Below are 26,456 nucleotides of genomic sequence, written 5' to 3' on the forward strand. Positions count from 1 at the left end.
ATCAGCCTTCCGCAACGATCTCGGCGAGCGCGTCCACGCCCTCACGGGTACCGACGGCGACGAGCGTGTCCCCGAGGGCGAAGCGGAAGTCCGGCCCCGGCGACGGGTGCGCACCGGTGCGCCGCAGCACGGCGACGATGGAGGCGCCGGTCCGGCTGCGCGCCTGGGTGTCACCGAGCAGCCGCCCCGCGTACGGGGACCGGTTCCCGATCTGGATGTGCTCCGTGACGAGGTCGATGCCGTCCGTCCGTACGGCGTCGATCGGCGCCGGGTCGATCAGGTGCGCCAGCGCGGTGGCCTCCTCGGACGACAACGGCACCTCCAACTGGCAGGCGTCGGGGTCGTCCGATTTGTAGAAGCCGAGGAAGCGGCGTCCGTCGTGGTGCACCACGACGGAGATGTGCCGTCCCGCCTCGGTCGTGAAGTCGTACTGCGTACCGACTCCCGGCAATGAGGTCCGACGGGTGCCCATGGTCGCCTCCCGGCGCGTGCCTGCCCCGCCCACGACGCGGACGCGAGGTGAGCAGGGCGATATCTGTGTTCGACGAACGCATATAGTACGGGGGCGTTCTGAGCGGGTCGTTGCGTTGCGGTGGCGGGCTCCTGTCGACAGTGGGCCTCGGTGGTCCTCAGCCGTCGTCAGCGGTCGTCGGTGACCGTCACCGCGTTGCCGTTCTCGATGACGACCTCGGCGGACACCCCGCCCTTCTTGGCGACGGACTCCAACTGGGCCTCGGTGCACAGCGTTGCCGACTGGCCCTGCTCGTCGCCGCAGATGTCACCCGCCCCCCAGATCTTGGTGTCGACGGCGATGTAGAACATCTGGCTCTCGTTCTTCGGGCCGCTGACGGCGTACTTGCCCGGTGCGACGAAGGTCACGTTGCCGAACCAGGTGCCGTTCACGCCCCCGCCGGTGTTGCCGCCCCCGCCGTTGCCGCCGTTGCCGCCGTTCGTGCCGGGGGTGCCGCTCGAACCCTTCCCCTTGTCCGTGCCCTTGGTCCCGCCGGTGCTCTTGTCCGTGCCCTTGCTCTGGTTCTGGCCCGGTGGCGTCGCCGCGTCGTCCTCGTCGGGCGCGCCCCCGTCGGGCGCGGCGCGCTCGGTGACCTTCACGGCGATGCCGTCCGCCATCACCACGTCGGCGGTGACGGAGCCCTTCTTGACGGCCTTCTCCAGGTCCTCCACGGTGCACTTGTTCGTCGCCCGTGGGTTGTACGCGCCGCACAGGGTGCCGGCGCCGAGCACCTGGGTGTCGGCGGCGACCAGGAACTGCTGGTCCTTCCCCTTGGCCGTGACGACGTGCTTGCCCGGCGCCAGATAGCTGATCGTCCCGCCGGCGAACGTGCCGCTGACCCCGTCCGCCTTCGCCGCGTCGCCCTCCGCTTGCGCCGTCGAGCCCGACTTGTCCGAACCCTTGGCGTCCGCGCCGTCCTTCGTGTCGGAGCCGCAGGCGGACAACAGCATCGTGCCGGCGAGGAAGGCGCTGGCGACGGCGGCCTTGGTGCGGAGGGCGGAATTCACGGAAAACACGGCAGGCATGGAGGGGTTCCCCGAATCGTGTGTGGGCCGCTCGGTCGGTCGGGCCCGGCTCGTCAGTTCGCGGGAACCACTCTGGTCCGAGGCGGCGGCGCCGCAAAAGGGGTGTCGTCAGGCCCGGACCGGGCCGTTACAGGAAGCAGACATGTCAACGATCGTGCTCGGGCGCGGGACAACGGCCCAGGTGGGGAACGGTTCGGGGTACGGCGGCACCTCCCGGGCACGCCGCGTCAGCCCGAGGGGGCGTCCGTGCAGCGCTCCAGGACCGAGGTGACGCGCTGCCAGGTCTCGACGTCGCGTTCCACCGCGGGCCACTCGGTCGTGCGCCCCGTCTTCGACTGCCAGCGGGTGGCGACGGCCACCGGGTCCTCGCCGGTCGCGGCAGCGGCGGCGAGCGCGGCGGCCCCGAGCGCGGTGAGGTCCGTGGCCTCGGGCACCAGCAGCGGACGGCCCGAGAGCCGACGGACCGTCTCCACCCAGTAACGCCCCCGGGCACCGCCCCCGACCAGACGCAGGGGACGCCCGGCGACGGAGGGGTCCGCCGGGTCGAGGCCGCTGGCGCGCAGCACCTCGTCGAGCGCCCGCAGCACCGACACCGTGGCGCCCTCGTACGCCGCGCCCAGCACCTGCTGACGGCTCGTGGTGTGGCGCAGCCCGGTGAGGAGCCCGGCGGCGTGCGGCAGGTTCGGCGTCCGCTCGCCGTCGAGGTACGGCAGCAGGACCAGCTCCCCGCCCGCCTCCGCGGTGTCCCGGCTCAGCCCGAGCAGGGCGGCGACCTTGTCCACGGCGAGCGTGCAGTTCAGGGTGCAGCCCAACGGGAGGAACGTGCCGTCCGTCGCGGCGAAGGAGTTGATCGCGGGGGAGTCGGGCCGGGTGCGCGTCGCGGTGAAGACCGTGCCCGAGGTGCCGAGGCTGAGCACCGGGTGGTCGAGCACGCCGGCCGCGCCGAGCCCCAGGCCCACCGCCGTGGCCATGTTGTCGCCCGTGCCCGCGGCGACCGCGATGCCCGCAGCCAGCCCCAGGTGCTGCGCCGCCGCTTCGGTGAGCGCCCCGACGCGGCTGCCGCCGCCGGGTGCGACCGCGGGCAACAGGGCCGCTTCGAGCCCGATGAGGTCGAGGACCTCCGCGTCGTACGCACCGGTCGCGGTCGAGTACCAGCAGGTGCCCGACGCGTCGCCGGGGTCGGTGGCGGCGACGCCGGCGAGTCGTTCCGTGAGGAAGTCGTGCGGCAGGCGCACCGCCGCCGTCCGCTCGGCCGCCCGGGGTTCGTGCTCGGACAGCCAGCGCCACTTGGCGGCGGTGACGGCGGCGACCGGGACGGAGCCGGTGCGCGCGGTCCACGCCGCCGGCCCGCCGAGCGCCTGGGCCAGGGCGGCGGCCTGGGGCGCGGAGCGGGTGTCGTTCCACAGCAGCGCCGGGCGCACCGGCCGGCCCGCGGAGTCCATGGCGACCAGGCCGTGCTGCTGCCCGGCGACCGCGATCCCGGTCACCGCGGAGGCAGGAAGCCCGCACTCCTTCAGCCCGGCCCCCACCGCATCCCGCAGCGCCTGCCACCACTCCTCGGGGTCGCTCTCGCGCGCGCCCCGCTCGCCGGTCACCTCGTGCGGGGCGCGGCCGACGGCGAGCGTCCGACCGGTGGCCGCGTCGACGAACGCCGCCTTCGTCGACTGCGTAGAGCTGTCCACGCCGATGACGACAGCCTGAGCCGGCATCGCTCCACCTCTCTGATCCATTTGGACTGGCGGCGAACAAATTACGCCAACCTGTCCTGGAACAACAGATGTTGTAGGTCTTCTGTGAACCGGGTGCCGTGTGCATCATTTATCAGGGCAGAAAACAAAACCCCGATGGACCACGGACGATGGACACGGATGACGAAGGCGGGCAGCGAAGTGGACGTCACCCCCACCCCCGAGGACAAGTTCAGCTTCGGCCTGTGGACGGTCGGCTGGCAGGGCAGGGACCCCTTCGGGGACGCGACCCGGCCGCCCCTCGACCCCGTCGACGCCGTGCACCGCCTCGCCGACCTCGGCGCGTACGGCGTCACCTTCCACGACGACGACCTGATCCCCTTCGGCGCCGACGACGCCGAACGCGCCCGCTGCGTACGGCGGTTCCGTGCCGCGCTGGACGCCACCGGGCTCGTGGTGCCGATGGCCACGACCAACCTCTTCACCCACCCCGTCTTCAAGGACGGCGCCTTCACCGCCAACGACCGGGACGTGCGCCGCTACGCCCTGCGCAAGACGATCCGCAACGTCGACCTCGCGGTGGAGCTGGGCGCCCGGACCTATGTGGCCTGGGGCGGGCGCGAGGGCGCCGAGTCCGGTGCCGCCAAGGACGTCCGCGTCGCGCTCGACCGGATGAAGGAGGCGTTCGACCTGCTCGGCGCGTACGTCACCGAGCAGGGCTACGACCTGCGCTTCGCCATCGAACCCAAGCCCAACGAGCCCCGCGGCGACATTCTGCTGCCCACCGTCGGCCACGCCCTCGCGTTCATCGAACGGCTGGAGCGGCCGGGGCTGTACGGGGTGAACCCGGAGGTGGGCCACGAGCAGATGGCCGGGCTGAACTTCCCGCACGGCATCGCCCAGGCCCTGTGGGCGGACAAGCTCTTCCACATCGACCTCAACGGCCAGAACGGCATCAAGTACGACCAGGACCTGCGATTCGGCGCCGGCGACCTGCGCTCCGCGTTCTGGCTGGTCGACCTCTTGGAGATGGCCGGCTACGCCGGGCCGCGGCACTTCGACTTCAAGCCGCCGCGGACCGAGGACGCCGACGGCGTGTGGGCGTCCGCCGCGGGGTGCATGCGCAACTACCTCGTCCTCAAGGCCCGCGCCGCCGCCTTCCGCGGCGACCCCCGGGTGAAGGAGGCGCTGCGCGCCGCCCGCCTGGACGAGTTGGCCCGGCCCACCGCCGAGGACGGGCTCGCGGGCCTGCTGGCCGACCCCACGGCGTACGAGACCTTCGACCCGGAAGCGGCGGCGGCCCGGGGCATGGGCTTCGAGGAACTGGACCAACTGGCCCTGGACCACCTGCTCGGCACCGCCTGAGCCGGTGCGCTCGACCTGACCCTTCCCGGTGGTCCGGCCCCGCTCCGCCGGGAAGGGTCAGCCCGCCGTGCGGCTGCTGAAGGTGAGCGGATCGGTGAGCACGTCCTGCACGACCAGGGCGGCGGCGCCGCGGGCGGCGTCCGCCGCGGGGGAGGAGGCCCGCAGCCGGGCCGCGCCCGGCGGCCACAGCCCGGACACCACCCGCGAGCCCAACTCCCGTGCGGCGGGCGGGGCGAGCCAGGGCACCAGCGGCCGGTAGATCCCGCCGAGGACGACGGCGTCGGGGTCGAACAGGTTCACCGCGCCGGACAGCACCCGCCCGAGCATCACCCCCGCCCGCGTCAGCGCGGTCAGCGCCCGCTCGTCCCCGGCCCGGGCGCGGTGGACGAGTTCGGCGACGGCGCTCGCCCCGGCGGTCTCGTCGAGCCCCGCGGCGCGCAACAGCGCGGACTGGCCGGCGTACTGCTCAAGACACCCCCGCGAGCCGCAGCGGCACTCGGGGCCGTCGGGGGCGACGACGGCGTGGCCTATCTCCCCGGCGAAGCCGTGCGCGCCCCGCAGCAGTTCGCCGTCGAGCACCAGGGCCCCGCCGACACCTATCTCCCCGGAGAGATAGAGGAACGTACGGGCCTCGCCCAGCCCGCCGAACCACAGCTCCGCGAGGGCGGCCAGGTTGGCCTCGTTCTCGGAGCGCACCGGCAGCGCGGGCAGCTTCGCGCGGTGCCCGGCGAGCGCGTCGGCGAACAGGTCCTCCGCGGGCACGCGGCTCCAACCGAGGTTGGGGGCGGCCCGGACCGTGCCCGAGGACACCAGTCCCGGCAGGGCGAGCGCGGCCCCCACCGGGCGGAGGTCCTGCTCCTCGGCCGAGCCGAGCGCGCGGGTCGCGATGCGGGCGGCGCGCGCCAGTACCCGGGCCGGCGCGGCCCCGCGGTTGTCGAGGTGTTCCACCAACCGGACCCGGTCGGTGCCCGCGAGGTCGACGACGCAGACGCAGACGTAATCGACGTTGATCTCCACGCCGAGGCCGGCGACGCCGGTGCGGGAGACCTTGAGGACCGTGCCGGGGCGACCGGCCTGGCCGCTGAAGCTCTTCCCCGACTCGGACAGGAAACCGCTCTCCAGGAGCTGTTCCACGAGGGAGGAGACCGCAGCCCGGGTCAGGCCCACCCGGGCCGACACCCCCGCCCGGGTGATCTCGCCGGCGTCCCGCACCGCCCGCAGCACCAGACTGAGGTTGTGCCGGCGCACGGTGTCCCGACCGGCCTTCGACTCCGAGGGGGCGCGGCTCCCGGTCGTCCCGGCGACGGGCGGTGCGGCGGTGCGGCCCGCCCGCGCCGTGCGCGTGGCTCTGTGCATGCGGGTCAGCCCTGGGGTCCGCGATATCCCAGGGACGCCTCGATGCGTCCGGCGAGGCCGTCGCGGCAGCGCGGCCCGCGCGCGGAGGAACCCGCCAGCCAGGAGCGGCACTTGCTGCCGAGCAGCAGGCCGAAGCTCTCCGCCTCGTTCTCCTCGGACTGGTCGAACCGGGTCCGGGCGGCGACCTTGAGGACGGTGTCCTGGAGGTCGGCCTCGTCGCTCAGCAGCCGGGCTGCGACGGCGGCGCCCTCGATGTGATGGCTGCAGTGACCGGCCTTCATGTGCCACAACTCATGGCCGAGAATGACGAGTTGGTGGTCGGGCGCGGTGCGCTCCTCGATGACGACGAGGTCCTGGTCGGTCATGTCGAGCCAGAGCCCGCTCGCGGTGCCCGGCGGGAAGACGGCCGTGCGGTAGCGCACCGGCCGGCCGCGGTGGCGGCTCATGCCGCTGCACAGGGCCGTGTAGAGATCGGCGGGGTCCGCGGGCGCGGGCAGGTCGATCCCCGCGACCAACTCGCCGCAGAGCCGACGCATCTCCTTGCCAATGCTCACCGTTCTCCTCTCCCCGTCAGCTTCCGCGGCCGTCGACCGTGTCCGGAAATCCTGTCGCGGACAGGCGCCCTTTCTGAAGTCAGGTTTCCGTCGGGTTGGCGCTGTCCTCATCCTGGGAATCGGCCGATTCTCGCGGCTCTGTCGGCTTGACGCTCTCCAGGAGCATGTCGAGCCATTCGGTCACCTTGTCGCGGTGCTTGTCGGTCGGGAGCTGCGCGGCGCGCCAGGCGATGCCGCGCACGCCGTGGTCCTGGAGCAGCCGCTCCAGCGGGTCGCCGTCCCCGGCGTAGTCCTGGAGCAGCCGCTGTTCCGTGCGCTGGAGCGCGCCGTGCAGGGCGTCCGTGTCGTCGGCGGTGAGGAATCCGGCGTGGACGCCGAAGAACCGTTGGATCGCGTCACAGTGTTCCATGGTGGGGCGGCGGTCGCCGTTGATCAGGGCGCCGGCCTGCTGCCGGGACATCCCGGCGCCGTCGGCGATCTCCTGCTGGGTGTAGCGGCGGCCGTTCCCCTTCAGCCGTGTGCGGCGCAGCATGTCGAGGCGTTGCAGGAAGCGCGCCTGGAGGTCGGGCTCGCCCGCGGAGCGCCCGTCGAGCAGTGCGGTGACCACCGGGGCGGGCACGCCGGACGCCTCAGAGAGTTGCTCCACGCCGAAGACCTCGTCGCGACTCAGACCGAGTCGGTCCGCGAGTTCGGCGACGCGGGCCACGGATGCCGTCAGAATGTCCGCGGCTGCCGGACCCGGAACCGAGAAGCCGTCTGTCACCAGTAGGTCTCCTAGATCACGCGAGAGGGCTCCGCACACAGTTGGCTCCGGGGAGATTAACCGTTTCGGGCTTCTGGAGCCACGTTTTGCCACAGCTGTGGCGGGATATAGGCCAACCCTGGCGGGGAATGCCACGATAGTTGACATGTGCTTGAGAAGAGGCGCAGGATCACCAAGGGCGGAGTAAAGATCGAATGACGCCGCCGCGGCAGGACTTCGGGAAGGGTGGCGTTCTCGATGACACATGAGGCGGAGATCAACCGTCCTGGTGTCCACGGGCGCAGGGGGTGCGCGGGTACAGGCCGCGGCACCCTCAGGACGAGGAGGTTCGCCGACCTTGTGCGGGGCCGGCGGGAAGAGCTCGGGCTGACCCCGGACGACATGGCGGCCCGTTTGGAGATCAGCGCCGGCACGTACGACGTGTGGGAGCGCACCCCCGCCCACGAGTGGACCGAGGACAGACTCGCCGCGCTCGTCAAGGCGTTGGAGATGACCGACCAGCAGGGCGGCTGGCTGTTCCGGCTCGCGGTCGACCGCGAGATGCCGCCGTCGCCGGTGTCCCCGGCGTCCACGACCGTCCCGCTGGGGCCCGCCCGTCCGTCCGGACCCGCGTTTCCGTACCGCACCCCGGTCGGACCGCTGTTCCCCTTCCCTTCGGTGGCCGCGCCGTCCGACTCGATCGACGACGCCCCCTCCCTGGACGCCGCCACCCGCGCGTACTTGAGCGACTACGCCACGATGATGGACGCGGTGCCGCTGCCGTCGGTGCTCTTCGACCGGCGCTGGGACGTGGCCCATGTGAACCCGGCGTTCCAGGCGCTGTTCCGGGGCATCGGCCCCCACCCCACCGCCATGCCGGACCAGAACTTCCTGCGGTTCGTGCTCTTCCACCCGGAAGCGGGCTCGGTGCTCGGCGACCGCGAGACGAGTTGGTGCCTGCCGCTGCTGGCCCAGCTCGAATCCGCCCTCGAACGGTGGGCGGACGACGGAGTGCTTCAGGCCATTCGCAAGGACATCGAGGACGACCCGATCATGGACGCCGCCTACCGCTTCGGGCTGCCGCACTGGGTCCGGGCGACCGGTGCGGCAGCCGTCCACCACGACGGCGCGGTCCGGACCGTGTACCACCCCGACCCGGGCTGGGGCCACGCCGAGTGCCGCATCGTGGACGAGACCCCGGGCACGCTCCAGGACGACGGGTACACCCGGATGACGTTGGTGCTCCGCGAGCCCCGGCACGCGGGCACGCCCGACGTCCGCCGCGGCAAGTCCCATCTGAGGGCCGTCTCCGGCACCTGACGCGGAACTGGACGTTCCACCCGGCTCGACCCTTGTCATGACCGGGCCGGACCAGGAACATGACTGCATGTCACAGCAGACCCCTGGACCAGCGGGCGGCTCCACCACGACGTCGCCGCACGGCGTCAGGCGTGTGACGCCCCCGCCGGGCAGGCTCCCCGGCCCATCCGGGCACCTTCGAAGGGTGATGTGCCCTTCGGCGTGCGGACGCTGAACCGCGCAGCCCCGTGGCGCTCGCCCCGCGCGCCGGCGGTGAGCCCGCGCCCGTCTTTCCTCGACCGTTCGATGCCCCCGCCCGCCGTCCGTCGGCCAGTTGCCCGCGGACCCGCTGAAAGACGCGCCGCATGGTTCCGTACCGACGAGGTCCAGGCCCCCGCCTTCCCCGTGCCGGGGCCTGGACCTCTCCCCCTTCCCCCATTCCCCCGTGGACCGTGGTTCCCCGTGGTACCACGGCCGCTCGTGGCTGCTCAGCGCAGCGACGCCACGGCCCACTCCGCGACGAGCACCAGAGCGACCCCGGCGCCGAGGACCGCGGTGGCCACGCGTGTGCGTCCCGCCTTGCTGAGCACCAGCGCGCTGCCCGAGAGGATCAGCGCGACGCCGTAGAAGCCCATCGTCAGTACCGAGTGCGTGCTGCCGAGCCGGAGGGTGAGGACCGCACCGACCGCGATCATGATCATCGCGGAGAGGGCGATCCGCACCCGGCGGGCCTGGCGTGGTGTGAGCCCCTGCCGTTCAGGGGCGGAGTTGGCTTCCGACATGCGCAAAAGCCTATCCGTCCCCGCCTCGCCCGGGTGCCCGGACGTCGGATCGACGGCCACGGCTGCGTCGTTGGTCACGACGGTCATGGCGGCCTAGGCCCGGCCGCCGACGCCGACCCGCCACAGGGGTGCGGTGCCGGTGAGTTGGCAGGCCATCAGATAGAGCGGGATGGGCGGGGTGTAGGGGCTGTCGTCGTCGGGCCAGTGGATGAGTCGCGGTCGGTCGGCCGGTACGTACGCCCCCTCGGCGTAGTGGGCGGGCAGCGGCCAGGTCAGCTCCTGGTCGGAGCCGGCGGGGACGATCCACCACCACCAGTCGGCGTCGGCGAACACGCAGCCGTTGCGCGGGAGCCGCGCCAGCAGGCGGAAGCCGTAGCGGGCGGGCACGCCCACCGCGTCACAGCCGAGGGTGGGCACGATCGTCGCCGGCAGGGCGAGCCGGACCAGGGGGGCGACGTCCCCGGTGCCGGCGGTGAGTCCGGTGCTCAGGGGGGTGCGGTGGCCCCGGGAGGTGCGGGACGCGCGCCCCGTACGGGGCGGGGTCGGGCGGGGCGTCGTGCCGGCCGACCCCCCCGGGTGCGGGCCCCCGGTGCGCAGGAAGGCCGCGAGGTGCCTCAGCACGGCCGCTCCGCCGGCCGCGGGAAGGTGGTTCCGTACGGCACGTGCAGATGGGCGAGGTCCGCCCAGACAGTGCGGCCGGTGCCGTGCTGGGAGGCGTGCGCGCCCCACGCGGCGGACACCGTCTCCACCAGCAGCAGCCCGCGGCCTCTCTCCTCGGCGGCCCGGGAATGGCAAACGTGCGGGCCCATGGGCGCACAGCCCTGGTCCCGCACGCTGATCCGCAGGTGCTTGACGTCGTTCAACAACTCACAGGAGATGAGATGGCTCCCGCTGTGCACGACCGCGTTCGTCACCAGCTCGGACATCACGAGCATCGCGGTGTCGTGGACGTCGCCGGCTATGCCCCAGCAGTCGAGCCGGTGCCGGGTGAGCTTGCGTGCACGTGACACGTACTCGACGCGCGCCGGGAGCTCGAAGCCGTACCGGTGGTGGTCGGCCTCCGAGCACGGGTCCAGGTGTGGGGCGTGGCGCGTGTCGTGGTTCACACGACCACTGTCGCCCTGCAATCGACATTTTGGCAAGGCCCACTGTGAATTTTTCAGAGTGGGCATATTCAGCGACACTGGGTGCGTGGCAGACTGCTCGCATCAGCACGTGGGGAGGTCTTCGAAGTGAGTGAACCGCGGTCCGCCCCCACGGTGGGGCAGGTCGTCCTCGGTAAGCGCCTGCAGGACCTGCGGGAACGCGCCGGACTCAAGCGCGAGGAGGCCGCGAAGGTCCTCCGCGTCGCCGCGGGCACCATTCGCCGCATGGAGACCGCCGAGGTCGCACTGAAGATCCCGTACGTCCAGCTGCTCCTGGACGCCTACGGGATCAGCGAGGAGGAGGCGCGCGGCTTCATCGAGCTGGCGGAGGAGGCGAACAAGCCCGGGTGGTGGCAGCGGTTCCACGACGTCCTGCCCGGCTGGTTCAGCATGTACGTCAGCCTGGAGGGCGCTGCGAGCCTGATCAGGGCGTACGAGCCGCACTTCGTGCCCGGTCTGCTGCAGACCGAGGACTACGCACGGGCGATCATGCTCAGCGGAGCCGTCGGTCAGACCGATCCCGAGGACATCGAGCGGCATGTGGCGCTGCGGATGGAGCGGCAGTCCCTGTTGCTGCAACCCGATGCACCCAGACTGTGGGTGATCATGGACGAGACGGTCTTCCGTAGACCCGTCGGCGGGTCCGGCGTCATGCGGGCGCAGGTCGACCGGCTGCTCGAAGGCGCCGAACTGCCCCATGTCACCCTGCAGATCGCGGAGTTCGCGTCCGGACACCACCCCGGCACCTACGGGCCGTTCGTGTTGTTCCGGTTCGCCGTCCCCGAGCTCCCGGACATGGTCTACAGCGAGTACCTCAGCGGCGCCGTGTACCTCGACGCACGTCCGGAGGTGGCCTCGCACCTGGAGGTCCTGGACCGCATGGCGGCTCAGGCCGCGACTGCACAACGCACGAAGGAGATCCTCAACGATCTCCGCAAGGAGCTGTGAATGGATCACATATACAACGGCATGCCGGCCCACGAGCTGGGCGATGTGGGCTGGCACAAGCCGTGGAGCGGCGGGAACGGCGGAAACTGCTTCGAGACGATGAAGCTGGCCGACGGCCGGGTGGCCGTGCGGCAGTCCGCCGACCCCGACGGTCCCGCGCTGATCTACACCCCGGGTGAGATCGCCGCGTTCATCCAGGGGGCCAAGTCGGGCAAGGCCGACTTCCTGCTGACCTGAGCCCGTTCACGGGCTCTCCCTCCGAGTCGCAGGGTTGTGATTTCCATCGACGCATCCACCGGCACCCGCACCACCACCAGCACCACCGACGGCCCGTTATCCGGCGGGCCCGACGGACACTTATCGCGTCCGTCCTCCCCCTTCCGGGGAAGAGCGCTCCTGGAGCGCAGCGTGAAGAAACGGCGTGCGGGACAGCAACCCGCACGCCGTTCGTCGTTTCCGCCCCGCTGACCTGCTACGTCGTACCGCCACCGGGCGGCACCAGGGTCACCAGGAAGCGCCCCGCCTTCGAGGTGTTGCCCGCCGCGTCCAGGGTTCGGTACTCGATCGTGTGCGTTCCGTAGTCGGGCGTCGCGTCGTCCCACGGGACCACGCGGACGCGGCCGAGCTTGCCGTACACCAGGCCGTCGACGTCCGTGCCGCCCGGAGTGAACAGATACGGAGCGTCGGCGCCGGTCGGCCAGCCGTAGTAGGTCTGCCAGCCGTCGCCGTTCACCCGGAACTGGCTCACGACGTGCCCGTCCCGGTCGTCGCGCGCGGTGAGCCGCATCGTGAAGGGCCTGTCGTAGACGTACTCGGCCGGGCGGCCCGGCCGGGTCGTGCGACGCAGCGGCTCGGACAGCTCGTACCGCGCGGTCGCCGGCGTCGCGTCCACCGTCCACCCGAGCACGGCGTCCGTGCCGGCGATCCGCGCCGTCAGCCGGTGCGTGCCCGGGCGCAGCCGCAGCGCGCCGAGGTCCAGGTCCCGGTCGTTGCCGGGGTTGGCCACCGGACGGCCGTCGAGGCTCCAGCGCACGGCCGGGGTCCGGTCCGAGGGGTGGGTGGTGTCCGCGTACACGATCGCGTCGGCGCCGACGGGGGCGGCGGTGTCCGTGTGCGTGGTGAAGGCGGCGGGGACCTGCTCGTGCGGGGTCCGTACGGCGGTGGTGGTGTCGACAGTCCAGGAGACCGTACGGGTCAGGGCGGCCGAGTTCCGGATCGCCGGGTCCCGGACGAACGGCGTCGGGTCGGTGACCCGGGCCGACACCGTGTGGGCGCCCTCCGCCAGGTCCAGGGCCCGCAGATCGAGGGTGCGGGCGTTCCCGGTGCCGCGCAGCGGCCGGCCGTCCACGCGCCACACCACCGTCAATTCGTCACGGCGGGGGTGCAGCGTGTCCACCCACAGGGTGCGGTCGGCGCCGACCGGTGCCGCGTTCGGCGCGTGCCCCTGGACGAGGTCCACCTTGCCGGCGATCTTCTGCACCAGCACCTCGCGCGAGACCTGGTCGAAGGCGTAGCCGAGGGTCTTCATCCCGGAGTGCCGACTGGGCCGCCAGACGCCCTTGGTGGCGTACAGACCGCCCTCGTACCGGCCGATGACGCCGCCGGACTCGCTCTCCTCGCCCAGCCAGCGCCACCACTTGGCACGCTGCTCACGCATCTCCCGCTCGGTGAGCACGGTGTGGTGCGCGGAGCGGGGCTCGCCGCCCTGGTGGGTGCCGCCGGGGACCGCGCGCTGGTAGTAGTCGTACTCGTCCTGGAGACCGCCGAGGGTGTGGCCGAGTTCATGCGGGGTGATCAGGGGCGAGAGGGCGTTGCTGCCGGACGCGGTGGCGTAGGTGCCGCCCGTGCCGCCGTACGTGGCGCTGTTGGCGAGCGCGAGGACCTGGCGGTTGGCGGCGGTCGCGCCGGGCACCAGGGCGGCGAGGGCGTCGGCGGCCCGCGGGTCGACCTGGAGCGCGCGCTGGGGTGCGTCCGCCCGGCACAGGCCCCAGAAGCCCATCCCGAGCACGGTGTCGCGGCGCGGGGAGTCCAGCCGGGGGTCGCAGTCCACCCCGGACTCCGCGGACGCCGCCTCCACCGCCCACACGTTCACGTACGAGCGGTACGAGGCGAACGGCTCCACCGACCACAGGACGTTCAGGTGACGGTCCACGTCCGCCCGGAAGGCCGGGAGTTCGGCCGCGGTGTAGCCGTCGCCCAGGACGACGAGGTTGAAGCGGTCTTCGGCGGGGCCGGTGACCTGGAGCGGGACGACGGTGGCCGCGGGCGCTGCCGGTGCGGCGACGGCCGGGGGAGCGGCGCCCAGCAGACAGCCGGCCAGCAGCGCACCCGCGGCGACGAGCAACGACGGGACGCGGCGGCGCGGCGCGCGGGCGGTGAACGGCAGGCCGCGGCGGCGACCCGTGCGGGCGGTGGACGACGGGCTGCGGTGGCGACCTGAGCTGGCAGTGAGCGACGGGGTGTGATGGCGACCTGCGCTGGCTGTGCTGGATCGGCCCATGGCGCCGGAGCGTAGGACGGTCCCAAGGGGGCGTAAAGAGCGGGAAGTTGCCATCGGGCCGCCCGGGCGCGCCCAGGTGGCGCCCCCGTGCGCCGTCTCGGCGCGCACCCGACCCGCCGTCACCGCACCGGTGCCGCCCACGGCGCCGTACGCGGGAGCCGTGTCCCCCGTCCCGGTGAACGGGACCCCGTACGGCTGCGGCGGATTGGCTCCGACGAGGACGATCGGCCGCCGTGACAGACGCCCGTGGAGGGCGGAGGACGCCGACCGGCGTGTGACGCACGGTGCGGACGTACCGGACGGGCACCGGACGCCGCCGAAGACCGAGCGGGCCTTCACGGCGGGCGAGGAGTGGGCACATGCGATGGCGGTGGGTACTGACGTGGCTGGTGTGCGTCGTGGTGACCATCGGTCTGGTCGCCCTGTGGGCCAGGGCGGTCCCCGAGGACGCCGCGAGCGCCAGCTCGGTGGTGGCGGCCGTGGTCGGCCTGTTCGGCGTGATGGCGATGTGGGCCTGGCGGCGCAACCCCCGGCACGGCGTCGCCTCCACCCCCGTCCAGGTCACCGACGCCGCCCGGATCCTGGCCCGGCTGGTGCGCCGGCAGTGGCGGAACGAGGCCGCGCTGCGCCAACTCTTCGACCCCGCGCCGCTCCCCGTGGTGTGGGAGGACTGCCCCCTCCTTCGCGTCACCGACCACCGACAGCTCATCGGCGACCCGGTCACCTGCCGGGCCGACCAGGCCGAAGAGCTGGCGGCCACCTTCCGCGCGCTGCCGCGCCGACGGCTGGTCGTCCTGGGCCCGGCGGGATCGGGCAAGACGACCTTCGCCGTGCTGCTGACGCTCGCCCTGCTGCACGACCGGGACGTGGACGAACCCGTACCGGTGCTGCTCTCCCTGGCCTCCTTCGACCCGTCCCAAGAGACCGTCGGGACCTGGCTGCGGCGCCGCATCCTGGCCGACTACCCCCAACTGGCGGACACCGACACCTTCGGCCCCAGCGCCGTCGCCGACCTGCTCGCCGACGGCCTGGTCCTGCCCGTGCTCGACGCCCTCGACGAATGCCCCGAACCCGGCCGTGCTGTGGTCCTGCGGGCGCTCAACGACACCCTCGACCCCCACGCACCGCTGGTGCTGACCTGTCGCACCGACGACTACGCGGCGGCCGTCGCCGACGCCGACGTACTGGCCGGCGCCGCCGTCGTCAGCCCCGCGCCCGTGCGCCCCGACGACGCCATCGCCCTGCTGCGCCTGGCGACCCCGCCCGGCCCGCGGCAAGAACCCTGGGACGCGCTCGTCGACCACCTGGCACAGGAACCCGAGGGCGCGGCGGCCCGGGCGCTGGCGAGCCCGCTCACGGTGGCCCTGGCCAGGGCCGTGTACGCGGACGCCCCCGGCGATCCGACAGAGCTGGGCGACCCCCGTCGCTTCCCCACCGCAGAGGCCATCGAGCACCACCTGCTGGACGCCCTCGTCCCCACCCTCTTCGCCCGCGCCCACCGCACGAGCCCCGCCGGCTGGCACCGCTGGGATCCGCACCGCGCCCGGCGCTACCTCACCTTCCTCGCCCGCGGTCTGGAGGCCCGTGGAACGTACGAGTTGGCCTGGTGGCAGCTCTACGGCTGGGTGACGGCGCTGGCCCGCCCCTGGCGGCGTGCCGCGGTGTGGGGCTGCGTCACGGCCGTCGCCATGCCGTTGTGGCTGGGGAGCTTCTACGTACTGCTGCTCGTGGCCGCCGACGCGCACTGGGCGCCCACCGAGGCGCTGATGTGGCTGCCGACCACCGTGGTCAGCGTCGTGTGCATGCAGTGCGTCGCCTCCTGGATCGCGGAACGACCCAGCGGATCGATCGCCCCGACGCCCGCGCTCGTGCTCATCGGCCTGGGCGGCGCACTGGCGGCCAGCTCGCCGTTCTTCTTCGTGGAACTCAGCCGGGGCAGCGGCGTGTGGGGCGCCCTGGGCACCGCCGCGACCTTCGCCGGGCTGTACGGGTTCCCCGCACTGATGGCCCTGCTCAGCGCGGGGTTGCCGCAGCCCCCCGGACAGCCGCAGCGCGGGGCCCTGGCGCTGCGGCACTGGCGGCAGCGGCTGCCCGCGGCGGCGGTGACGGTCCTCGGCGTCACCCTGCTCGGGGGCGCCAGCCTCGCCGCACTCGCCGGCGGTTCCCTGTTCGCGTCGGACTCCGTCACGGCGTGGGCGCACGGCATGGCCTTCGGCGCGGGCATGGGCGTCGCCCAGGCCGTCCTCGGCTGGGTCAGGAGCACCACGTCCCCGCGCGAGTTCACCACCCCGAAGACCTCGCTCAAGGCGGATCGACTGATCGCGGTCGTCAACGGCGTCACCGGCGTGGTGCTCACGGGCGTCCCCATCGTCGCCCTCAACTCCGGCGCGGGCGTGCAGCCCTACCTCATCTGGCAGATGCTGATCGGGGTCGCGGCGCTCGGGCTCACCGGGGGAGCACTGACGCTGGCGGCGTACGCCTGGCCGTACTACTGCGCGGCGCGGACCGTCCTCGCGGTGCGCGGGCGGCTGCCGTGGCGGTTGCAGACGTTCCTCGCGGACGCCCACCGGCTGGGTGTGCTGCGTCAGGTGGGGCCGGTGTACCAGTTCCGGCACGCCCGGTTGCAGCACCGGCTGGCCGGCGCACGCGTGCCGGCGGCGCGCACGGCGCCGGGGCCGTCCGATGCGCCGGTGCGCGGGCGGGTGTCGTGACGGAGCCTTCGCGGGGCTTGCGGTGGCTGCGGTGAGGGTTCAGGTGAGCTGCCAGCCCGTGGGCGTCCACGAGCCGCGACGTCCGGTCTCCCGGCCGGTCGCCAACCGGACGTAACCCTCGGCGACTTCGGACGCGGGCGTGCCCTGGGAGACGTCCACCGCCAACTCCGCGCGCGCCTCCGGGCCGAGCGCCACCAATGTCTCCCGCACCCAGCCGGGGCTGACCGCGTTCAGCCGGACTCCGCGGGGCAGCTCCACGGCGGCGCGGCGCACGAAGGCGTTCAGTCCCGCATTGGTGAGCGCGCCGAAGGACGCGCCGGCCGTCGCCTCGGGGATGGCGCCGGAGGTGAGGGTGATCGACCCACCGTCGCGTACGGACGCCAGGGCCCCGCGCACCAGCCGTACTTGGCCCAACAGCTTGCCGTGCAGGCCGGTGAACAGCTCGTCCTCCGTCGAATCCAGCAGCGGTACCAGCGCGCCGCTGCCGGCGGTGACGATCACGGCGTCCACCGGGCCCACCGCCGCGAACAGGGCGTCGACGGAGTCCGGTTGCTCCAGGTCCACCCGTAGCGCGCCGCGGCGCGAGGCGCCCAGGACCTCGTGGCACGAGCCTTCCAGGGCGCTGACGACGGCGCCGCCGATGATCCCGGTCGAACCGATGACGACTGCCTTCATGACGAACTCCCGACGGTGTGTGCGATCCACCCCCAGGTGGGTCGATCCATGTCGACAGCCTGTGCGTCCGGCGGGTGGGGCGTCCAATACCCGTGCTGATAACCCGAGGGCATGGACGTCGTCGTGCATGGGCCGCGGTGCTGGGCAGCGCGGTTCGGTGGGCGGTGGGCGGTGGGCGGTGAGGGGAGTTATCCACAGGCTCGCGAGCGTTGTCGCGGGAGCGCGTACGGTGGTGATCAACGTCGTTGTCGATCGTTGAGGTGGGGCGGTGCAGATGGTGGAGACCGGGGCACAGGAGGGCGGTTTCGTACGGGACGGGGTGTGGCACTCCGTTCCGCGCAAGGGGGCGTCGAGCCTCCCGGCGCAGGCGCTGATCGTGGTCGATGCGCAGACGGCGTTCCTGTCGGGCCCGGAGGCCGTTCCCGACGCCGATCGGGTCGTCGACCGGCTCGGTCTGCTGCTGGAGCGGGCCCGGCAGGCGGGTGCGGTCGTGGTCCATCTGCGCAATGACGGCGAGGCGGGCGCCGTGGACGAGCGGGGGAAGCCGGGCTGGGAGCTGTATCTGCCGGTGCGGGAGTCGGCACGGGAGGTCGTGGTCCGCAAGGTGAGCGACGACGGCTTCGAGGGCACGGAGCTGGGCGCGCTGCTGGACGGGCACGGGGTGCGGGCGGTGGTCATCGCGGGCGTGCTCTCCGAGATGTGCGTGAGCGCCACGGCCTTCGGGGCGGTGGAGCACGGACTGCACGTCATAGTGCCGCACGACGCGCATGCGACGTACGGCCTGGACGACATCCCGCCGTCCGTCGTGTCGCGGGTCGCGGAGCACGCGCTCGGTTCGGACCCGGAGTTCGTGGCGACGGCGGAGGCGGTGACCTTCGAGGCGGCCGTGCCGCCGGCGGCAGGCGCCTGAGCAAGGGGACCCGTGCGGAAGGCGGCACCGGCGGTGCAGCTTGAGCACATCGTGCGTCTGAACCGTGCCCCGGGAGCCGAGACCCGGCACGGGTTCGTGCGGGCCCGCTGCCAGCTGCGTGGGATACGGCCGTCTTGCGGCTGTGCCCGCCCCTGACAGCTCCTGACCTGCGCCCGATCGAAAGCCGGTCCGTGTCCGGTGGGTCCGTGGTACACCGGACGCGGACGACAAGTCGACCAGGGGCTACGGGGGTTCGGTGCGAGGGCGACGACAGATCAGCTACCGGGACGCGGTCGCGATCCTGACGGGGGACAGCGCGGCGCTTGCCGCCGCGGACCGGGCGCTCGGGGGCGTCCTGTCCGTGGCGACGGGCGGCGTCAGCGACGCGGTGCTGAACATGCTCGACGCCCAGGGGCGGGTGCTGCGGCTGGGCCGAGACCTCACCGCGAACCTGCGCGGGTCCCTCAGCGACGCGGACCGCGTGACGCGTACGGACCGGATCCACGCGGCCCACTCCGTCCTGGTGATCTCGGCCTGGTTCGAGGCGCTGGGGGAGGTGGAGCTGCCGTTCGGGCTGGAGGAGCTGGAGCTGACGGGGCGGGACCAGGTGGCGATCGCGAGCGGGACCGCGCCGGGCGTGGACCTGGTCGAGTCGCTGGTCGACCTGCGGGTGGACCCGCCCGCGCCGCACCGCCCCTTCGAGGACCACATGGGCGCCGTCCGCAGTAACTACCGCAGCTTCCAGTCCCACTTCATCCGCTTCGCCAGCGGCCTCGCCGTCTACGACCGGCTCGATCCGCACACCCGCGACGACGAACTGACCACGGCCGGCCGTGCGGTCACCCATTGCGCCTGCGACCGCTACCAGCAGCTGTACGGGGAACTCGCCGTCGAAGTACCCGAATTCGGGTTCTGGTCCGGACAGGTCGACCACCAGGCCACCCGCACCCTCGTCCGCCGCTCGCTCACCGGCGTCGAGGCCGCCCTCGCCGGACTCAGCACCGTCCAGCCGCACCGGCACGCCGCCGCGGCCCTCACCACCGGCTACCGCGCCGCGCTCGCCAAGCCCATCCTCTCCGAGGGCCACGCCCCGGCCGGAGTGCGCCTGCCCACACTGGAGGAGGGGTACGTCGACCCCGACTTCCGGCTGCGGGCCGTCGCCGGCACGTCGCGCGGACCCGCCGACGAGGAGTTCTGGTCCGAGGTCGAGCCGCGGTCCGACCTCATCGAGTGCCTGTCCGGCCTGCTCACCGCGCCCGCGACCACCCGCGCCCCGCTGATGGTCCTCGGCCAGCCCGGAGCCGGCAAGTCGGTCCTGACCAGGATCCTCGCGGCCCGGCTGCCGTCCGCCGGCTATCTGCCGGTGCGGATCCTGCTGCGCGAGGTCCCCTCCGACCTGGACGTGCAGGACCAGATCGAGTGGGCCGTGCGCGCCGCGACCGGCGAACGCGTCCCCTGGCCCGAACTGGTCCGCGCGGCCGGTGACTCCGTGCCCGTCCTCCTCTTCGACGGCTACGACGAACTGCTCCAGGCCACCGGCATCAGCCAGTCCGACTTCCTCCTGCGGGTCGCCCGCTTCCAGGAGCGCGAGGCCGACCAGGACCGCCCGGTGTACGCGATCGTCACCAGCCGCACCGCCGTCGCCGACCGGCCGCGCTACCCGGAGGGGGCCGTCGCGCTGCGCCTGGAGCCCTTCAGTGCCGAGCAGGTCACCCGCTGGCTGGAGCTGTGGAACCGGCTGAACAGCTCGTACCTCGCCGGCCGTGGACTGGTCCCGCTGCCGGCCCCCGTCGCCCTCCGCCACGGGGAACTCGCCTCGCAACCACTGCTGTTGCTGATGCTCGCGCTCTACGACGGCACCGCCAACGCCCTCCAACAGGAAACGGTCGGCGACACCCCCTTCGACGCGTCGCACCTCTACGAGGAGCTGTTGACCTCCTTCGCGTCCCGGGAAGTCGCGAAGTCGAGCGACTTCCTCACCGGCCACCGGCTCGCCGAGCGCGCCGAACAGGAACTCCAGCGGCTCTCCCTGATCTCCTTCGGCATGCTCAACCGCCGCCGCCAGTGGATCACCTCACAGGAAGCCGAAGACGACCTCACCGCACTGCTCGGCCGGGCGGAGTCGGTCGGCGACGGCCGCCGGGCGCCGCTCGGCCAGGGGGACATCGCACTGGGCCGGTTCTTCTTCGTCCAGCGCTCCCAGGCGCTGCGGGACGCCCAGCGGCTCGCGACCTACGAGTTCCTGCACGCCACCTTCGGCGAGTACCTGGTCGCCCGGCTCTCCGTGCAGCTCCTCGAAGGGCTGCTCGCCCAGCGGCCGGCGCTCGCGGTGGGTCGCGCGCGGATCAACGACGACCTGCCGTACGTCCTGCTGTCGTACGCCACCCTCGCCTCCCGCCAGATACTCCGCTTCGCGACCGCCCGCATCGAACTCCTGCCCGCGCAGGAGCGCGAACGCCTCGTCGAGCTGCTGCTGACTGTGCTGGCCGACCACCGCAACCGCACCGAACACGCCTACGCCGACTACCGTCCCGAGGTCCGGGCCACCTCCTCCCGGCACGGCCTGTACTCGGCGAACGTCATCCTGCTCGCCGTCCTCGTCTCCCCGGAGCCGCTGCGGGCCAGCCGGCTCTTCCCCGGTGCCGACAAGCCCGCCGCGCTCTGGCACCGGCGCGCGCTGCTGTGGCGCTCGGCGTTCCGCGAGTCGGAGTGGACGGAGTTCGCCCTGGCACTGGACCTGCGGCAGTGCTGGACCGGCGAGCAGCAGGACCTCAGCGTCATGGCCGCGGCACGGACGACGGGCGAGCCGGAGCCGGTGGACGCCCACTGGCTGTACGGGCGACGGCTCGGCGACGAGGAAGGTCCGGTGAGCTGGGCCCGCTCCCAGCCGGACGAGGTCCACCACAAGATGATGGTCTCGGGCGGCACCAACGACCTCCTCGTGCTGCACGCCCTCGACCCCTACTTCGCCGTGCTGCCGCGCGCCGTCACCGCCGTCGAGAGTTCGTCCACGGGCCCGTCCACCTCCGTGGCCCGCATGCTGACGGCCCTCTGGTTGACGAGCGGGCTGCACGCGGCGCCCGACGAACTGGCCAGCAGGTACTACGACTGCGCCAGGGTCATGACGTGGAACTCCAGCATCGACGAGGACACCAGGTACGAGGTGCGCCGGTTGGTACTGCGGCAACTCGTCCTCGATGCCCACCGGTTGCCCCTGGACGTGGTCCTGTTCGTCATCTCGGGCTGCACGGACGATCAGGGCAGAAACGACCACCTGGACCTCACCTCCACCGTGCTGCTCAGCTTGCTGACCGAGTCCCCGCGGCAGGAACTGCGGGAGGAGGTCCAGATGTACCTGGAGCTGCTGGGGGCCGAATCCGTCCAACGCCTCCTCGCGCTGTGCGCCCTGCCCCACAACCCCGCCGCCCGGTCCGTGCTGCACGACGTGGTCGCCCCCCTGCTCGCCCGGGCCACCGACGACGGAGTCCCCGGCGTCCCGGCGGAGGTCCTGGCCGGGGCCCGTGCCTTCGTCGCCGACCACCGCTGCGGACGGCCGCCCCGGGGCGCCGCCCCCTGACCCCTGCGGGAGAATGGAGCCATGTCCCCACGCTCCGCCCGCCCCCGCCGCGCCCTCGACCCCGCCGCACTGACCGCCGCCACGCCCTGCCCCTGTGGGCTGCCCGCGGCGTACGGCGAGTGCTGCGGGCGATTCCACTCGGGGGAGGCGGCGGCCCCGTCCGCAGAGCTGCTGATGCGCTCCCGCTACAGCGCGTTCGTCGCCCTTGACACGGCGTACCTGCTGCGGACCTGGCACCCCGACACCCGACCGGCGCAGCTGGACCTGGACCCCGGCATGGCGTGGGAGGGGCTGGAGGTCACCGAGGTGACGAACGGCGGCCCGTTCCACTCCGCCGGCACGGTCACCTTCCGGGCCCGCTACCGCCACCACGGCAAGCGCGGCGAGCTGCGCGAGCGCAGCACCTTCGAGCGGTTCGCCGGCGCCTGGGTCTACGTGGACGGGACGTTCATCGAGTAACCCACCGCAAGGGTCAGTCGCGCAGGACCATCAGACGCGGGTTGTGGGCCGCCAGCACCTTGTTCGCCCGCGCCAGCACCGCCAGCGTCCGCTCCCGCTCCGCGTACCCGGCCGCGTCCAGCGGGCCGCGGAAGCAGTGCAGCAGCCGGGCCGCCCGGTCCGCCTCGATCTCGGCGCACAGCACGTGCTCCGGCATGCAGGAGCCGATCAGCACGGCCACACGGTCGGGGATGGGTACGGGAACGAGCGGCGACGCGGTCACGGTGCCCGTCCTTCTCTGTGCGGTGGCCCTTCCCGGCCGCCCCATTGATTTCTTCTTACGCGCGAGTAAGTTGCCCTTCGACGCGTCACCCCCCGTGGCGCCGTGTCCCGGCAACCCCCCGCCCGCACCGCGCGAACAAGGAGCCGACCATGGGCGTACGCAAGGACCTGAAGAGGGCGAAACGGCGCGGTGGCCTCGCCGACCGTGCCGCGGTGGAGATCGTCCGGAGAGACGGCGTCGTACGGGAGGTGCGCACCGCACGGCTGGCCCCGACCTCTGCCACCGGCAGCACTGGCGACATACCTTACGACAATGTGCAGCACGCACCCGAATCGATCATCCTACGGCGCAGGGGCGACGACGGCGCCTGGCGGTCCGTCACGGCCGCGACCTTCGCCGACGAGGTCACCGGGGTTGCAAAAGGGCTGATCGCGGCGGGTGTACCGGCCGGCGGCCGGGTCGCGATCATGTCCCGCACCCGGTACGAGTGGACCGTCCTCGACTTCGCGATCTGGGCGGCCGGGGGACAGTCCGTACCTGTGTACGCCACTTCGTCGGCGGAGCAGGTCGCCTGGATCCTCAGCGACGCGGCCGTGAGCCATGTGATCGTCGAGGACGGCGACTTGGCGGCCGTCGTCGCCGCAGCCGCCCGCGGCCTGCCGCACCCGCCCGCCGTCTGGCGCATCGACTCCGGCGCCCTGGCGGAGTTGACCGCGCTCGGCGCCGCCCTGTGCGACGCGCAGGTGACCGAGCGGCGGGTCGCGGTCACCGCCGACTCCGTCGCCACCATCTGCTACACCTCCGGCACCGCGGGCCGGCCCAAGGGCTGCGTCCTGACCCACGGCAACCTGCTCGCCGAGGCCGCGAACACGGTCGAACTGCTGCACCCCGTCTTCCAGGAGGTCACCCGGCAGACCGCGTCGACGCTCCTCTTCCTGCCGCTCGCGCACGTCCTGGGGCGCACCATCCAGATCGCCTGTCTGCTGGCCCGGATCGAGATCGGCCACTGCCCCAGCATCAAGCCGGAGGACCTGCGCCCCCAACTGCGCGAGTTCCGCCCCACGTTCGTCGTCGGGGTGCCGTACCTCTTCGAGAAGATCCACGACACGGGGCGGACGATCGCCGAACGGATGGGCCGGGGCGCCTCCTTCGCCCGCGCGGACGCGATCGCCGTCCGGTACGGCGCCGCGCACCTCGCCCGGCACCTCGGCACCGGCAGGGGCCCCGGGCTCGCCCTCACCGCCGCCCACGCGCTGTACGACCTGCTGGTGTACCGCCGCATCCGCAGCCAACTCGGTGGCCGGCTGCGGTACGCCATCAGCGGCGGATCGCCGTTGGACCGCCGGCTGATGCTCTTCTTCTACGCGGCCGGGGTGGTGGTGTACGAGGGGTACGGGCTCACCGAGACCACCGCAGCGGCCACCATCTCGCCGCCGCTCGCGCCGCGGCCCGGCACGGTCGGGCTGCCCGTGCCCGGCACCGCCGTGCGGATCGCGGCCGACGGCGAGGTGCTGATCAGGGGCGACATCGTGTTCGACGCGTACTGGAACGACCCCGCCGCGAGCCGGAAGTCCCGCACCGACGGCTGGTTCGCGACCGGTGACCTCGGCGGTCTGGACGACGACGGATACCTGACGATCACCGGGCGGAAGAAGGACCTCATCGTCACCTCCGGGGGCAAGAACGTGTCGCCGGCCGTCTTGGAGGACCGGCTGCGCAGCCGAGCGCCCGTCGGCCAGTGCGTCGTGGTCGGCGACCGCCGCCCCTACGTCGTCGCGCTGGTCACCCTGGACGTGGAGGCGGTGGAGCACTGGCTCGCGGTCCGTCGCCGCCCGAAGGACACCCCGCCGGCCGCGCTCTGCGACGACCCCGAGCTGATCGCGGACGTCCAGCGGGCCGTGGACCACGCGAACGAGGCCGTCTCCCGCGCGGAGTCGATCCGTGGCTTCCGCATCCTGCCGGGGTCGTTCACCGAGGAGAACGGGCAGCTCACCCCGTCGTTGAAGGTCAAGCGCGCGAAGGTGACGGAGGCGTACGCGGACGAGATCGACGCGCTGTACGCCGGGGTGTGACCGGCCGGGGCGGGCGGGTGCCCGAAGGGGCACGGCAGGGACCCTCGAACCGGCCCCGACGTCCCTGCCCCGCGCGGGCCCGATGGCTTAGGAAGACGTGATCCCACCCGTCGCGTCCAGGTCCTTTGCGAGGTACGTCGTGCACTCTGCCGCACATGAGCGGGCTCACAACGACGGGCGACCGCCGGCGGTCGCCAGGTCCGGCGCGCCCGCCGTCGGCGTGACGGCGAGTTGGCTGAGCCATCTGCAACGCGTGGCGGCCGACCCGGACCGGGAGGGCACGGCTCCGGCCGTGGTCCAGCGCACCGGGGGACCCTCGGCCGAGCAGACGGGCGGCGACGGGCGGAACGTGAAGGGCGCGGAGGCCATCGAAGAGCTGAGCCGCTTGATCGCCGGCGAAACCCTCTTGAAGAAGGGCAAGAAGAACATCTTCGCCCCGGGCACCTGGTGGCCCGAGGAGTGGATGGTCGAGGGGCCCGCACGGCTGCGGAAGACGCTGGACCGACGGGTGATGGAAGGCGAGGTCTTCAGCGAGCAGGAACTGAAGTACATCGAGCAGCTCTCCCGAGAGAACCCGGAGTGGCTCAAGGACGTGGGCATCGGCACCTACGCGCAGGCCCGGGAGTACTCCGCCAAGGGTCAGTTCGGCGACTGGCTGAAGCTCCCCGCGGGCAGGCGCGTGCTCACCGCGACCCTTGCGCTCAAGGCCAACCACCCGTCCACGCGCCGACCGGGCGAGGACACCCCGATCACCCCCGACTACACCCTCGGCCGGTTCCTGCGCACCCAAGGGCCCATCGGCACGGCCAAGGAGCGGGCCGACCTGGTGGCGGACCGTAACCGGCAGATCCGGGACACGGCCGTCGACACCCTGCACCCGGCCGGGGTCGCCCCCCACCGCAAGCACTCCGGCGACGCCTCGAAGGCCGGTCAGGGGACGGCGAAGGACCTGACCTCGGCCCATCGGGCGAAGGACGAGCGGGCCCGCGAGATCCTCACCAAGGTGCTGCTCGTCCTGCAGAACGGACTGAAGCTCTACGACGCCGGGGCGAAGGCGCACGTGGTCGACTACGAGGTCGACGTGGTGCGCGCCCTCGCGCACGGTGGCCGGGTCAACGTCCGCATCCCCGCTCTCCAGAGCGAGGACGAGCCCGCCTACGCACTTCCGGCGTTCCTCGGCCTCACCAAGGGAGCGGCGAAGGCCGACCGTGAGGAGGACGTCGACAAACGGGGCTACGCCACGCACCGCACCTCCATCGGGGACAACAAGGAGGACGGGGAGCCCGGCAGGTTCCAGGAGAAGGGCGGCTTCTTCAGGGCGGGCGTCGCCAACAGGGTGACGTCCGGTGCGGCCCACCCCAAGCTGTGGGGGCAGGACATCTCCGGCGGCGGTCTCGGCTCCAAGGACTGGAACGGGAACGTCGTGCTGCCGAACGGGTCGTACGGACACATGCTGTTCGTCTTCCACCGGCCCACCACCAAGAGGGACGGCTCGCTCCAGATCGGCATCGAGACCGTCGCTCCCGGTGCCCCCAGCCCCGTCGGGTACGTGCACGACATCCGCTCCTCAGAGGCCACCGCCAACCCGGAATCAGTCCTGCACGGCCACAAGGCCGACAAGGTCGGCACCGGGAAGCAGGGGGACAACGGCCGCCTGGTGGACCTGCGGGAGATGGGCGCGTCCCACGCCAGCGGGGACTGGCGCACCTATCTGGACGAGATCAAGACGGAATGGGACGAGGAGCTGGAGAAGACCAAGGACGGCTCGCAGAAGCGACGGGCCCGGTACGAGTCCCTGGTGGGGCCGCGCACCAGGAAGCCGTGAGACGGGTGCACGGATGGGCCGGTGAGCCGCGGTGCGAGCCGGCCCGCGCG

22 protein-coding genes are annotated in these 26,456 nt (G+C 72.7%); 10 read left to right on the top strand and 12 right to left on the bottom strand.

Annotated features, from left to right (window positions below; translation table 11 throughout):
• Position 1: 1 nt before the first annotated feature.
• The 3 genes from AB0E05_RS03155 to xylB all read right to left on the bottom strand — a co-directional run bounded on the left by AB0E05_RS03155 (position 2) and on the right by xylB (position 3,245).
• A complete protein-coding gene (locus AB0E05_RS03155) occupies positions 2-472 on the bottom strand; it encodes a TrkA C-terminal domain-containing protein (RefSeq protein ID WP_361957860.1) in 471 nt (156 codons plus the stop codon).
• A 167-nt stretch (positions 473-639) separates the two neighbouring features.
• Positions 640-1,518 carry a hypothetical protein gene (locus tag AB0E05_RS03160; protein WP_361957863.1) on the bottom strand — a complete coding sequence of 293 codons (879 nt, stop codon included), beginning with the start codon at positions 1,516-1,518 and terminating at the stop codon, positions 640-642.
• 245 nt (positions 1,519-1,763) lie between these two features.
• The gene (xylB, locus tag AB0E05_RS03165) at positions 1,764-3,245 is read right to left on the bottom strand and encodes a xylulokinase (protein WP_361957866.1); all 1,482 of its coding nucleotides are present in this window, start codon (positions 3,243-3,245) and stop codon (positions 1,764-1,766) included.
• Between the two features lie 180 nt (positions 3,246-3,425).
• Here xylB and xylA point away from each other — a divergent pair, with 180 nt between their 5' ends.
• Positions 3,426-4,589 carry a xylose isomerase gene (gene xylA, locus AB0E05_RS03170; protein WP_361958148.1) on the top strand — a complete coding sequence of 388 codons (1,164 nt, stop codon included), beginning with the start codon at positions 3,426-3,428 and terminating at the stop codon, positions 4,587-4,589.
• Between the two features lie 57 nt (positions 4,590-4,646).
• Here xylA and AB0E05_RS03175 read toward each other — a convergent pair whose 3' ends face one another.
• From AB0E05_RS03175 to AB0E05_RS03185, 3 genes are all read right to left on the bottom strand, one after another.
• A complete protein-coding gene (locus AB0E05_RS03175) occupies positions 4,647-5,945 on the bottom strand; it encodes an ROK family protein (RefSeq protein WP_361957869.1) in 1,299 nt (432 codons plus the stop codon).
• A gap of 5 nt (positions 5,946-5,950) precedes the next feature.
• Positions 5,951-6,481, bottom strand: coding sequence for a toxin-antitoxin system, toxin component (locus tag AB0E05_RS03180; protein WP_361958151.1), 531 nt, complete (start codon positions 6,479-6,481; stop codon positions 5,951-5,953).
• A gap of 97 nt (positions 6,482-6,578) precedes the next feature.
• Entirely contained in the window at positions 6,579-7,262 is a 684-nt protein-coding gene (locus AB0E05_RS03185; RefSeq protein WP_361957872.1) for a helix-turn-helix transcriptional regulator, read from the bottom strand.
• A gap of 381 nt (positions 7,263-7,643) precedes the next feature.
• On the opposite strand from AB0E05_RS03185, the gene AB0E05_RS03190 reads away from it, so the two are divergent.
• A complete protein-coding gene (locus AB0E05_RS03190; RefSeq protein ID WP_361957875.1) occupies positions 7,644-8,561 on the top strand; it encodes a transcriptional regulator in 918 nt (305 codons plus the stop codon).
• A 467-nt stretch (positions 8,562-9,028) separates the two neighbouring features.
• Here AB0E05_RS03190 and AB0E05_RS03195 read toward each other — a convergent pair whose 3' ends face one another.
• The 3 genes from AB0E05_RS03195 to AB0E05_RS03205 form a co-directional block, all read right to left on the bottom strand.
• On the bottom strand, positions 9,029-9,322 hold the full coding sequence (locus tag AB0E05_RS03195; RefSeq protein ID WP_361957878.1) for a hypothetical protein: 294 nt from the start codon (positions 9,320-9,322) through the stop codon (positions 9,029-9,031).
• Between the two features lie 93 nt (positions 9,323-9,415).
• Positions 9,416-9,769, bottom strand: a complete 354-nt coding sequence (locus tag AB0E05_RS03200; protein WP_361958154.1) for a hypothetical protein — start codon at positions 9,767-9,769, stop codon at positions 9,416-9,418.
• Between the two features lie 167 nt (positions 9,770-9,936).
• Positions 9,937-10,428 (bottom strand): ATP-binding protein, encoded by a 492-nt coding sequence (locus AB0E05_RS03205; RefSeq protein ID WP_361957881.1) that lies wholly within the window; start codon positions 10,426-10,428, stop codon positions 9,937-9,939.
• 126 nt (positions 10,429-10,554) lie between these two features.
• Between AB0E05_RS03205 and AB0E05_RS03210 the strand changes: the two genes are divergently transcribed.
• Both AB0E05_RS03210 and AB0E05_RS03215 read left to right on the top strand, forming a co-directional pair.
• Complete coding sequence (locus AB0E05_RS03210; protein WP_361957884.1) at positions 10,555-11,415, top strand: helix-turn-helix transcriptional regulator; 861 nt, start codon at positions 10,555-10,557, stop codon at positions 11,413-11,415.
• Positions 11,416-11,652, top strand: a complete 237-nt coding sequence (locus tag AB0E05_RS03215) for a DUF397 domain-containing protein (RefSeq protein WP_361533000.1) — start codon at positions 11,416-11,418, stop codon at positions 11,650-11,652.
• 235 nt (positions 11,653-11,887) lie between these two features.
• On the opposite strand, the gene AB0E05_RS03220 is transcribed toward AB0E05_RS03215, so the two are convergent.
• Complete coding sequence (locus AB0E05_RS03220) at positions 11,888-13,915, bottom strand: M64 family metallopeptidase (RefSeq protein ID WP_361957888.1); 2,028 nt, start codon at positions 13,913-13,915, stop codon at positions 11,888-11,890.
• 359 nt (positions 13,916-14,274) lie between these two features.
• Between AB0E05_RS03220 and AB0E05_RS03225 the strand changes: the two genes are divergently transcribed.
• The gene (locus tag AB0E05_RS03225) at positions 14,275-16,626 is read left to right on the top strand and encodes an NACHT domain-containing protein (protein WP_361957891.1); all 2,352 of its coding nucleotides are present in this window, start codon (positions 14,275-14,277) and stop codon (positions 16,624-16,626) included.
• Positions 16,627-16,665: 39 nt separating this feature from the next.
• On the opposite strand, the gene AB0E05_RS03230 is transcribed toward AB0E05_RS03225, so the two are convergent.
• Complete coding sequence (locus tag AB0E05_RS03230) at positions 16,666-17,301, bottom strand: short chain dehydrogenase (RefSeq protein WP_361957894.1); 636 nt, start codon at positions 17,299-17,301, stop codon at positions 16,666-16,668.
• A 274-nt stretch (positions 17,302-17,575) separates the two neighbouring features.
• Between AB0E05_RS03230 and AB0E05_RS03235 the strand changes: the two genes are divergently transcribed.
• The 3 genes from AB0E05_RS03235 (at position 17,576) to AB0E05_RS03245 (ending at position 22,247) form a co-directional block, all read left to right on the top strand.
• Positions 17,576-18,211, top strand: a complete 636-nt coding sequence (locus AB0E05_RS03235; protein WP_361958157.1) for an isochorismatase family protein — start codon at positions 17,576-17,578, stop codon at positions 18,209-18,211.
• 256 nt (positions 18,212-18,467) lie between these two features.
• On the top strand, positions 18,468-21,788 hold the full coding sequence (locus AB0E05_RS03240; protein ID WP_361957897.1) for a hypothetical protein: 3,321 nt from the start codon (positions 18,468-18,470) through the stop codon (positions 21,786-21,788).
• A gap of 21 nt (positions 21,789-21,809) precedes the next feature.
• Complete coding sequence (locus AB0E05_RS03245; protein ID WP_361957900.1) at positions 21,810-22,247, top strand: YchJ family protein; 438 nt, start codon at positions 21,810-21,812, stop codon at positions 22,245-22,247.
• A 13-nt stretch (positions 22,248-22,260) separates the two neighbouring features.
• Here the strand turns inward: AB0E05_RS03245 and AB0E05_RS03250 are convergent, their stop codons facing one another.
• Positions 22,261-22,509 (bottom strand): hypothetical protein, encoded by a 249-nt coding sequence (locus tag AB0E05_RS03250; RefSeq protein WP_361957903.1) that lies wholly within the window; start codon positions 22,507-22,509, stop codon positions 22,261-22,263.
• A 149-nt stretch (positions 22,510-22,658) separates the two neighbouring features.
• On the opposite strand from AB0E05_RS03250, the gene AB0E05_RS03255 reads away from it, so the two are divergent.
• Complete coding sequence (locus AB0E05_RS03255) at positions 22,659-24,581, top strand: AMP-dependent synthetase/ligase (RefSeq protein ID WP_361957906.1); 1,923 nt, start codon at positions 22,659-22,661, stop codon at positions 24,579-24,581.
• A 139-nt stretch (positions 24,582-24,720) separates the two neighbouring features.
• Positions 24,721-26,406: a PE-PGRS family protein gene (locus AB0E05_RS03260; RefSeq protein WP_361957909.1), complete on the top strand. Its 1,686-nt coding sequence runs from the start codon at positions 24,721-24,723 to the stop codon at positions 26,404-26,406.
• The last annotated feature ends 50 nt before the right edge of the window (positions 26,407-26,456 follow it).

Source organism: Streptomyces sp. NPDC048057, assembly GCF_040653095.1.
Lineage (GTDB): Bacteria > Actinomycetota > Actinomycetes > Streptomycetales > Streptomycetaceae > Streptomyces.